The following is an 11,288-nucleotide window of genomic DNA, read 5'->3' as shown; positions in this document are numbered from 1 at the left end:
CCCAGGAGGAGGAGAATAGAGATACTACTATTAATCATTCCCACCGCTAAATTCTCATTTATCAGTTTAGTGCTATTACTGCGGATAACAAAAAAGACAAAGAATGAAACTTGTCAATGCGATAAGCAAGTGGTATTTTCACCGCAAAACCCGGTATGTATCATGTATATACATGAGAGAACCTATTTTATTACTAATGTAAATCAGGAGTTAAGGAGTTATTGCTTCTCTCAGTAGTTATAGGAGTTAAAGCCGATACTCCGTATGCTTTAACTCTATATAATCAGTAGCAATACTATCGGCTTTAACTCCTCTAACTCCTGAGTGAAGCGATAATTCCTCTGACTCCTGGCTCGCATTCGTAATGCTAATGTATCGTCTTTTGAGCTTGTTCCCGGCCTGTTTCCCCGTTTTAATTCGTCTCTCTCCTAATGCCGGATGTCATGATAGAACCGTTTGTTTTCATTCAAACTGCATGTTGCGTCAACGCCTGCGCTTTGCAATACTTCGGCTATTTCATTTAATGTCCGTCGCGAGACCCGCCCTATATAGTAAAGACGGTAGTGGTAGTCCTTATCGAGGATTTCCATAATGTGAGTGAATGCCTGTTCGCGCGCAAAGTCAAAATTCACTTTAAGCAGGTCTTCATAAGAATACTTTATCTCACGCCCAACGCTGTATATGCTGAGGTCTTTGTTATCCACTTTCAGATAACAGAAACGGGTCATCAGCATTTGTATAAAATAGATGCCCAGACCGAATGAGATTATTCCAAGAATATGCGCCCACCATGTCCCCAACATAATAGCCTGAAAGCCAAATGCCATGAATGCTATAAAAAGTACGAAAAAGTAGAACATATAAAGAGACGGGCGTCGATAGATTGTTTCCTGAATTTCTTCGGCGGTTCGTTCCCGGTGAACGTAGTTTTCAAAGGGTATACTCTGTGATATCAGATACCGGATTATAGACGACGGATGCTGGAAAGGACGAATATAAGTAGCTCTTTGATCACCTTGTTTCAAATGCAGTATCAATATACCCGCGCCATATTTATCTTTAACTTTCAGGTTGCTTTCGCGAGGCGCTTCATGGGAGCGCTTCATGAAACTGAAACTCTGGATGTTGTGTAGCCGGATACCTTTGCGTTGTAGCAAACTTTCGGCACGTTTTTGGTCTTGGGTTGTTGCTTTCATCTCTTTTATTTTTTAAGTTCCGGATAGCTGATACGAGGGTGGTAAATCGTTTTCAGCTTTTCTTTGAAGACAGATTTTACAGTAGCAATGTCCTTGAAGGTGATGGGACATTCCTTGAAGAAACCTTCATCCACTTGCGAGTCGATGATTCTGTCTACCAGGTTATTGATACTTTCTTCCGTATATTCGGACAAACTGCGTGAAGCGGCTTCCACAGAATCCGCCATCATAAGAATAGCCGTTTCGCGTGTGAACGGATTAGGGCCGGGATAAGTGAACAGCTCTTCATTGGGTTCTTCGCCGGGATGCTCGTTCTTCCAGGATATATAGAAGAATTTTGTTTTCCCGCGGCCGTGGTGGGTACTGATAAAGTCCTTTATCACTTTGGGCAGATTATTCTTTTCTGCTAATTTCAATCCATCCGTTACGTGGTTGATAATGATCTGCGCACTCAGTTCGTAGCTGAGATTTTTATGTGGATTGACCCCGCCCGACTGATTCTCGGTAAAGAAGACAGGATTCTCCATTTTCCCGATATCGTGGTATAAAGCTCCGGTACGTACCAGTTGGCTTTTGGCGCCGATACGGTTAGCAGCCTCTGCTGCCAAATTGCCCACTTGCATGGAGTGTTGGAAAGTTCCCGGTACTGTTTCGGATAAGCGGCGTAACAGCGGGTTGTTGATGTTGGATAGTTCTACTAATGTTACGTTGGAAGTAAAACTGAAAGTCTTCTCCAACAAAAACAGAAGCGGATAGGCAAATAGCAGGAAAACGGCATTAATAATGAAGTAAATGTACATGGATCCGTTTAGTTTTGACAGGTCGTTTCCTAATATCAGCTCAAAGGAGAAGTAAACAGTTGCGTATGTCAATATCACCCATAATGCTGTCCGGAAGAGCTGCGAACGCTGTGACAGTTCGCGCAGGCTGAAGATGGCAACCATGCCGGTTGAAACTTGCAGCAGAATAAACTCGTGAGGAAAGCGCAAACAGATAGAGCAAATAAGGATAGTGACCACATGCGTGATAAATGCCGTACGCGAATCGAGGAACACACGGATAATGATAGGCAGCATGGCATAAGGAATGATATAAACATTGTAGATGTTATTCGCTATCATGAGCGCTGTCACTACGCAATAGAACATGATGAGTATGAAAAGCAGAGACAAGCTGGCTTTACGCTCATAGTAGTCCTTGCGGAAGAGTTCGATGTAAAGTATGAAACATAGCATGAAAACACTGACAAACAAGATTTGTCCGATCAGTATCAGGCGCTTTTGTCCAGTTGAATCGCTACGCTGGATTGACTCTTTGCGCAGGCTTTCGAGAATGCTATAAGTTTCCCGGTTGACGATTTCTCCCCGGTCAATGATTTTCTGACCACTGACTACAATACCGTTTGCCCATGCATAATTGTCGAGAATTTCCTTTTTGGCTGTTTCCGTACGCTGTTTGTCGTACGACAAGTTAGGGCGCAGGTATTCATTAAGGGAAGATTGGCGTAAGATTTGAAGAGAATAATGTACCGTATCGGCTGTGAGTAAATAAGTGTATGCTTTTTTGATAGAAAACAGTTGTCCGGTATTTCTCTGGCTGGCAAGTTTGTCATCGGCCACTCTGATGGTGGCGATGCTGTCTTTCTGTATTTTATCGAGTTCCTCCGTAGACACTATTCCGGCTTTGTATATTTCAGATAACTTTCCTTCCAGATAGCGCATGTAGTCGGATGACGGAAAGATTTCACGCAGAAAGCTTTGATAGTCTGCCTTCAACTTACTGAGCATAGTCTTCTCTATCTCCTTATCTAATTGGTAATAAGGTTGGAAAGAAGCAAGAATACTATCTTGCTCATGCTTAACGACAGCATCGTCTTTGTAAATAGGAAAATCGAAAGTAGCCATGAGTTGTCCGTACTTCCAGGGCTTATCCACGCTGAACTGATAATTGAACTTTCCGTCGCGCGGCAAGAAGTAGACAATAATAGCCACTGTACCCACAAAAATGAGTGCTTTGTAAAGCAAATCTTTATAAGAGAACTTCCTTATGGACTTGGAATTATTCATATTGGTTGAATTTTTTGCGAAAAGTACGAAAAAAAACATTAGTATGGAAAAAAAGATTTAATTTTGTCGCCTAATTATCTCATAAGTAGTGCAAAATATGACAGAAAGAAGAGTCAGAGTCCGTTTTGCCCCGAGTCCTACAGGGGCGTTGCATATTGGTGGCGTGCGCACCGCATTATATAATTATCTTTTTGCCCGTCAACATGGTGGAGACATGATTTTCCGTATTGAAGATACTGATAGTAACCGTTTCGTGCCGGGCGCGGAAGAATATATCCTGGAATCTTTCAAGTGGTTGGGTATCCCGTTCGATGAAGGTGTCAGCTTCGGTGGTGAATATGGACCGTACCGTCAGTCCGAACGCCGCGAAATTTACAAGAAATATGTGCAGATACTGTTGGATGGCGACAAAGCGTATTACGCTTTTGATACTCCCGCGGAACTGGATGCGAAACGTGCCGAAATTGTAAACTTCCAGTATGATGCTTCCACCCGTATGCAGATGCGTAATTCATTGACGCTTTCGAAAGAAGAGGTGGATGCATTGATTGACGGAGGTAACCAGTATGTGGTTCGCTTCAAGATAGAACCTAACGAAGATGTACATATAACCGACCTTATCCGGGGAGAAGTAGTGATTAATTCTTCTATCCTGGACGATAAGGTGCTATATAAATCCGCAGACGGACTGCCCACCTATCACCTGGCAAATATTGTCGACGACCATCTGATGGAAATTTCCCATGTAATCCGTGGTGAAGAATGGTTGCCTTCCGCACCGTTGCATGTATTGCTGTATCGTGCTTTCGGATGGGAAGATTCCATGCCGGCCTTTGCCCACTTGCCTTTATTGTTGAAACCGGAAGGCAACGGAAAATTAAGCAAGCGCGACGGCGACCGTCTCGGTTTCCCTGTTTTCCCGCTGGAATGGCACGACCCTAAATCGGGAGAAGTGTCTTCCGGGTATCGCGAATCCGGTTATCTGCCCGAAGCGGTTATTAATTTCCTGGCTTTGTTGGGCTGGAATCCCGGTAACGACCAGGAAATCATGTCAATGGATGAATTGGTTCAATTGTTCGATTTGAGCCATTGCAGCAAGTCAGGAGCCAAGTTTGATTATAAGAAAGGCATTTGGTTCAATCATGAATATATCATGATGAAGCCTGATGAAGAAATTGCAAGGCTTTTTGTTCCGGTTCTGAAAGAACATGGTGTAGAAGAACCTTTTGAAAAAGTTGTGGCAGTAGCAGGTATGATGAAGAACCGCGTGAGCTTTGTGCGTGAGTTGTGGGAAACCTGTAGCTTCTTCTTTGTAGCTCCTGCGGAATATGATGAAAAAACAGTAAAGAAGCGTTGGAAAGAATATTCGGCGCAACAAATGACCGAACTGGCGGAAGTGCTGGCAGGTATCGAAGACTTCAGCATTGAAAACCAGGAGAAAATCGTGATGAACTGGATTGCAGAGAAAGGATATCATACGGGGGATATAATGAATGCCTTCCGGCTGGCGCTGGTAGGTGAAGGAAAAGGCCCGCACATGTTCGACATTACGGCAATTATCGGCAGGGAAGAAACAATTGCCCGGCTCGAAAAAGCAATCGAAGAATTATGATATACCGCCTGCTCTATTTTTTTTTAAAACTCCTGTCATACATCCCTTTACGCGTGCTGTATGTCTTGTCGGACGGCTTGTTTTATCTATTGTATTACCTTGTCCGGTATCGCCGTAAGATTGTACGTAGAAACCTGACCGAATCTTTTCCCGGGAAAAGTTTGCCCGAAATCAGGAAAATAGAGAAGAAGTTTTATCGTTTCTTTGCTGATACTATTTTTGAAATCTGCAAAATGCCTTCCATGTCCTTGGAAGAAATAAGCCGGCGGATGAAGTTTACGAATGTCGAAACTATAAATGCAATACTGAAACAAGGGAAAACCGTTTCGGTTTATATGGGACATTATGGAAACTGGGAATGGGTGACTTTCATACCTTTGTATTTAGAAAAAGAAATAGTAGCCGCCCAAATCTACCGCAAGCTGCGCAATAAAAGCATGGATAAGCTGATGTCGCACAATCGCGAGCGCATGGGATCCGTTTGCGTTGAAATGCGAAAGACAGCACGCTATATAAACGAGATGGCAGCCCACCATAAAGCCGGTATTATCGGATTTGTTGCCGACCAATCGCCAAGGAAAAGGGAAGTACGCCATTTTGTGCAATTCCTGCATCACAAGACCCCTGTATTGACCGGAACAGAAAAGATTACGAAGCATTATGGATTTGAGGCTTGGTATCTTAATATAAAAAGGGTGAAAAGGGGATATTACGAAGCTGAGTTTATTCAAATTCACGAAAACCCGCAATCACTGCCCGATTTTGAATTAACAGCTCTCTATTATCAGCTTTTGGAACAAGCCATTTTAAGGCAACCGGAATTATACTTGTGGACACACAACCGTTTCAAACATGCTCAAAAATCAGATACATAAGTTTTTTAATTCTTACATTAAAACATCTTCATTATTTGTCTGATTGTTGTTGCTATATTCTAATTGACTTTGCAGAGAGTTTAACGGACTTCAACTCTCCATAAAAGTAAATATATATAAGAAGTCCCCACAATATGGATATAGATTTTGTAATCACGTGGGTCGATATGAACGACCCGAAGTGGCAGGCGGATTTTGCGAAATATTCCGGGAAAATAGATAATTCGAAGAACGGGGTTTCGGAAGCCCGTTTTCGCGATTACGGTTTCCTGAAATACTGGTTTCGCGGAGTGGAGAAATTTGCCCCCTGGGTGCGCAAAATACATTTTGTGACCAGCGGACAAAAACCGGATTGGCTCGATGAAAACAATCCAAAGATTAATCTGGTGAGTCACAAGGATTATATTCCGGAACAATTCTTACCTACTTACAATTCTGTGGTGATTGAACGCTATCTGCATAAAATTCCCGATTTAGCGGAGCATTTCATCTATTTCAATGATGACTTTTATATCATAAATACAATTGCTCCGGAGCGTTTTTTCAAAAACGGGCTGCCTTGTGATATTGCTGCCTTCCTTTACAATCCCAGTTGGTCGCAATGGTACAAAAGAATAAAGAACAATCTGAAAATCATAAACCGTCATTTTGATAAAAAGGAAGTGATGGCTCGCTTTCATGATAAATGGTTTGATAAAAGCTACGGGTCGAGAGCACGCTGGAATTATTTACTGAAACCATACGGCAAGTTTATTACTTTGCGGACGCCTCACAATGCACAGCCTTTTCTAAAAACTACTTTCGAGGAAGTATGGGCTGTTGCCGAAAAAGAATTAACCGAAACGTCAGTCAACAGGTTCCGCGCATTGAATGATTTTACACCGGAACTTTTCCGCACGTGGCAAATCTGTCGAGGCAATTTTGAGCCTTACAATACCTACGCTGACACCAAGATGTTTCCGCTTATGATTAGACCCAAACAGGCCGCTAAAGCGATTTACGAACAATCTTATTCGCTGGTGTGCCTGAATGATAATGTACATATCCGTAATTATGCGCGGGTTATGGAAAATATAAAAAATGCTTTTGAGCATATCTTACCCGGAAAGTCAAGCTTTGAATTATAGATTTTGAAGTGAACGATAAATCGTAAGTCATAATGAATAAGGTGATTGCAGAAATTATAGCAGGAATGATTCCTTGCAAAATGGCACGGAACAGATGGCGTGGAATTTTACGCTATGGGCTTTCTAATGCCGTGAAACTGAAGTGCCGGTTGAAACACGACAACACGCCACCGCAATACTATCTGGCGGTTTGTGCGATAGCGAAAGATGAAGGACCTTATTTCAAGGAATGGATAGAATGGCACAGCAAACAGGGTGTCGAGAAGTTCTATATATATGACAATGAAAGCACAGATGGCACGAAAGAAGTGCTTGCGCCATTTGTCAAGTCGGGGTTAGTGGAATATACCTTTTTTCCCGGAGAAAGAAAACAGTTGGCAGCTTACGACGATTGTCTGGAAAAACATCGTTTGGCGGCGCGCTGGATTGCCTTTATCGACCTCGACGAGTTTATAGTGCCGGTAAAGGATAAGACGATTCCGGAGTTTCTAAGTCGGTTTGAAAAGTTCCCTGCGGTAGAAATAAATTGGTTGATATATGGCAGTGGCGGGGCGAATACGAAATCTCCCGGAACGATGATGGAAAGATTTAAGCGCCATTCCCAACCGGATCATTTCCTGAACCGGCATGTGAAAAGCATCGTAGATGCACGGCGCGTCTTCTCTCTTATCGGTTGCCACGAGGCGGCGCGGATATCCGGCTATGCTGCTGACTCCCATGGCAATCCGGTGAAAAAGCATTTTCGTGAGCGCGAGCCGCAGCAGGACGTTATCCGCATCAATCATTATGCGGTAAGGTCATACGAGGAGTTTTTGGAAAAACAGGCTCGCGGAAGGGCTAGCGGGACAGAAAAAACAGTAAGGTCGGAATATTTTAATAAATACGATCTCAATGATGTTGAAGAAGTATAAAAACTACTTTTCAAATTGAGATTTCTCGGGAAAACGTTTCTTTAAAAATGCACTCGCCCTTTCCCTGTCACTGTCCTTTGCGTATTGCGAATCGTTCATGCAAAATAGCAGAGGATTGTATTTCTCTAACTTTCTGTAATGGCTTTCATTTTGAATATGAAGCCTGAACGAACTTTTTTGCGAAACATAGAGCAGATGCCCGCGCTTTTCGGCTAAGGGTACGTAGGAATATATATTCCGCTGAATGTCGTTTAAGCTGCGAACATGATTTGATAAAGTAGCTTCTATCTCACGCTTAAATACTTGTCCCACGTGGCGGTAATCGCTTTTAAGGTAAGCGTCAATATTGTGATGTGTTTTCCCGCCGTAATAGGTGCCATACCTTTTTTCGACCAGCTCGGCGGAGTTCCGTATAGTCCGGACGTAATTGCTCAGCGGCTTTCTCAGAACTTTTTCCTTGAATAGCAGGCTCCACTTCCTCAACGGTCGGCGATTGAGCCGGATAACAGGCAAGCCGTCCGCAGCGAAAAATGTATCGCGAGTAACGGGCTTGTTTATAAACATATCATCGTTGGCATAGAGAAAATGTTCCGAAAGCCCCGGAATTTTATGTAGGAAATGTTCTATCAACACTGAATTGAAGCATGGCAAACAGGTTTCCGGCATAATTTCCTTATGGTCTATAATCCTCACTTTCGGGTTTGACGTATTCAGCCAGGCAGGCGTCTGGTTATCGGTAACTATAAAGATTTGACGTATCCAAGGGGCATATTTCTCTACCGAGCGCAAGCTGTACTTCAGTTCGTCATTATCGGCATACCGGCCTTCGCAATTCACGGCCGATTCCTCTTCCGTGTTTCCTATACCGGCATTGCGCTTTGCCAACCACTGAGGGTCGTTCCCGTCCACCCAAAGATATACTAAGTCAACGTCCATTTCCATTATACTGCTATTGATATTTAAGTTGGCTATTTCTCAAACTCCGATTTGTCGGGGAAATAATTCTCCAAGAAAGCTTTTGCCCGTTCCCGGTCACTGTCCTGGGCATGCTGCGAATCGTTCATACAGAACAGCAGCGGATTGTATTTCTCAAGCTTCCCATAGTCTTTATCTCTATGTATGGCGAGATGCTGCGATTCTTTTTTTGACGCATAGTACAAATGTCCATGCTTTTCTGCCAGGGCAACGTATGAATGTATAACGCGTTGAATATCACTGCTTTTACGTGTATGGCTGGTTAGCATTGCTCCCATTTCGTCTTTGAACAGATGCTCAACAACCCGTTGGTGATCACTTCTCAAATAAGCGTCAATGTTATGATGCGGCAAGCCGCTGTAGTATGTGCCATATTTTTTTTCGACCAGCTTTGTGGCATTCTTTATTTCCCGCCTGTAACTGTTCAAGGGTTTCTTGCGGATTCGTTCCCGCCAGAACCAGCGTATTTTCCTGAACGATTTGCGATAGAGGCGAATAATAGGATAACCGTTTGCACCAAAAAATGTGTCAGGGGTCACCGGTTGATTTATAAACATGTCGTCGTTGGCATAGAGAAAATGTTCCGAAAGCCCCGGTATCTTATATAAAAAGCACTCTATCAGTATCGAGTTATAGCATGGCAGACTTTCCGGCGGCATAATTTCCTTGAGGTCTACGATCCTCACTTTCGGGTTTGACGTATTCAGCCAGGCTGGCGTTTGGTTGTCGGTAATGATAAAGATTTGATGTATCCAGGGTGCATACTTCTCTACCGACCGCAAACTGTATTTCAGTTCATCGTTGTTGGTGTAACGGCCTTTGCAGTTTGCTTCGGTATTATTCGGTATGTTTCCGGTAAAGGCATTGCGTTTTGCCAGCCACTCCGGGTCACTGCCGTCTACCCAAAGATATACTAAATCAATGTCCATTTTTTCCGTATTGTTTTTCATCTCCAATTCTTTGCCTATCAGGGGGAATCTTTCGAGTATGCGTTCCAATGCAGCCCGGTTCAGATCTGTTCCCGATTTGAAGTTGACTGTCTTCAAAGATAGTTCTTTCGGCTTTTTAAGACTGCGTGGCTTGTTATGCCCGAAAGGAACAGGCACAATTTGGATGCCATTAGCCACTGCCGCCGCCCAGAACCATATATCGTCCGTTGTCGGCGCAATTTCTGTGAATAATTCCACGTCAAGCATCTCCGCCTTCAGGGAATTGGGTGGATACAACACGCCCCCAACACCGGTTTGTATGTTCGTAAAGCCGGAATGGATTTTTTTTATCAGAAAGCTGTACCATCTGTATTTTCTCCATTTACGATATGGAGCGTCTAATTTTATCCGTTTGGCGCGGTGTGCCAGTATCGCATTGGGAATCTGTTCGTGCAGGCGCAGCAGGTCTCTCAACATGTTTTTGTGGTATGCCACATCGTCGTCAACCGTCACTATTACAGCATCAGGGAAATCTTTCAATGCGGGGATCAATTTCCGGTACGAGCGAATATCCCTGTCGTAGTTCCGTATTTCAAAAACAGGGTTGTCATTTGCCAGTTTCAGGAGTTCCTGCGGAATTCCACTCTCGCCAAACTGCGAAATGGTAAGGTAAAGAATAACCTTGTTGGGAAGAACGGAACCATCCAGAATGGATTGAATGGCCTGGAAGGCATACGGTATCGCCGCCGGAAATGAAGTCAGGGATACGATGACTGGTTGTTTCGGTATATCCGGATTCATATTCATTTTGCTAAAAATAGTTATTGCTCCTTGCCGGAGAATGTGACAAAGATACGACATATTTGAGAATATAATTCAGAAAGCGGGTATATTTGCAAGCCTGCCCGAATATTCTTTTCCTGTGCCGGTCAGCTTTCTATGCCTGAGAAACGCTTGAGTATGATTAATTTCGAATCCTCACTTGTACCAATCGGAATACATCAGATAGTTGTGCGCTATCTTCTGGTTCAGCTCTTTTGCCTGCGCCGGATCCACATTCTTGATGAACCTGGCAGGTACGCCTCCCCAAATGCTTCCCGGTTCGATGACGGTGTTGCTCAGAACCAGCGAACCGGCTGCAACGATGGCTCCTTCGCCTACAACGGCGTGGTCAAGAATCGTTGACCCCATCCCCACCAGCGCGTAGTCCTTGATGGTTGCCCCGTGGATCGTTACGTTGTGCCCTACGGATACGTGATTACCTATTTCTACTGTCGACTTCTCGTATAATGTATGCAGTACGCTGCCGTCCTGTATGTTCACTCCGTCTCCGATGCGGATGGAGTTTACGTCTCCGCGTAGCACGGTGCTGTACCAAATACTGCAATCGCGTCCCATTTTTACGTCTCCGATGATAGCCGCGTTTTCTGCCAAAAAACAGTTTTCTCCAAACTCGGGAGTAAAACCTCTAACTGATTTTATTAATGCCATTTTATTGATTGATTTTATGCTTAGGTACCAGTTTGTGTAACTGTATGATATTTGTTGATACTCAGTAGTATCTCAGTAATATCTCAGTAGTATCTCTATTCTCCTC

Annotated in this window: 9 protein-coding genes; 4 read left to right on the top strand and 5 right to left on the bottom strand. The window is 43.6% G+C overall.

The genetic code is table 11. The annotated features are described in order from the left end of the window. Window positions 1–428: 428 nt before the first annotated feature. The gene (locus tag B2Z67_RS14070) at window positions 429–1,196 is read right to left on the bottom strand and encodes a hypothetical protein (RefSeq protein WP_291530472.1); all 768 of its coding nucleotides are present in this window, start codon (window positions 1,194–1,196) and stop codon (window positions 429–431) included. Window positions 1,197–1,201: 5 nt separating this feature from the next. Beyond that, window positions 1,202–3,262: an HD family phosphohydrolase gene (locus tag B2Z67_RS14065; RefSeq protein ID WP_291530471.1), complete on the bottom strand. Its 2,061-nt coding sequence runs from the start codon at window positions 3,260–3,262 to the stop codon at window positions 1,202–1,204. 97 nt (window positions 3,263–3,359) lie between these two features. On the opposite strand from B2Z67_RS14065, the gene gltX reads away from it, so the two are divergent. The 4 genes from gltX (at window position 3,360) to B2Z67_RS14045 (ending at window position 7,787) form a co-directional block, all read left to right on the top strand. Next, entirely contained in the window at window positions 3,360–4,874 is a 1,515-nt protein-coding gene (gene gltX / locus B2Z67_RS14060; protein WP_291530470.1) for a glutamate--tRNA ligase, read from the top strand. Next, window positions 4,871–5,749 (top strand): lysophospholipid acyltransferase family protein, encoded by an 879-nt coding sequence (locus B2Z67_RS14055; RefSeq protein WP_291530469.1) that lies wholly within the window; start codon window positions 4,871–4,873, stop codon window positions 5,747–5,749. The genes gltX and B2Z67_RS14055 overlap by 4 nt, the downstream gene beginning before the upstream one ends. 134 nt (window positions 5,750–5,883) lie before the next feature. Beyond that, on the top strand, window positions 5,884–6,876 hold the full coding sequence (locus B2Z67_RS14050) for a stealth family protein (RefSeq protein ID WP_291530468.1): 993 nt from the start codon (window positions 5,884–5,886) through the stop codon (window positions 6,874–6,876). A 32-nt stretch (window positions 6,877–6,908) separates the two neighbouring features. After that, window positions 6,909–7,787, top strand: coding sequence for a glycosyltransferase family 92 protein (locus B2Z67_RS14045; protein ID WP_291530467.1), 879 nt, complete (start codon window positions 6,909–6,911; stop codon window positions 7,785–7,787). Window positions 7,788–7,790: 3 nt separating this feature from the next. On the opposite strand, the gene B2Z67_RS14040 is transcribed toward B2Z67_RS14045, so the two are convergent. The 3 genes from B2Z67_RS14040 to B2Z67_RS14030 form a co-directional block, all read right to left on the bottom strand. After that, window positions 7,791–8,729, bottom strand: coding sequence for a stealth family protein (locus B2Z67_RS14040; RefSeq protein ID WP_291530466.1), 939 nt, complete (start codon window positions 8,727–8,729; stop codon window positions 7,791–7,793). A 26-nt stretch (window positions 8,730–8,755) separates the two neighbouring features. Continuing rightward, entirely contained in the window at window positions 8,756–10,498 is a 1,743-nt protein-coding gene (locus B2Z67_RS14035) for a Stealth CR1 domain-containing protein (protein ID WP_291530465.1), read from the bottom strand. 171 nt (window positions 10,499–10,669) lie between these two features. Further along, window positions 10,670–11,182 (bottom strand): gamma carbonic anhydrase family protein, encoded by a 513-nt coding sequence (locus B2Z67_RS14030; protein ID WP_291530464.1) that lies wholly within the window; start codon window positions 11,180–11,182, stop codon window positions 10,670–10,672. Window positions 11,183–11,288: the final 106 nt, after the last annotated feature.

Source organism: Bacteroides sp. UBA939, assembly GCF_002293435.1.
Classification (GTDB): Bacteria; Bacteroidota; Bacteroidia; order Bacteroidales; family Bacteroidaceae; genus Bacteroides.
The sequence above is the reverse complement of the archived record's forward strand: the minus strand, read 5'-3'. Positions and strand labels throughout refer to the sequence as shown.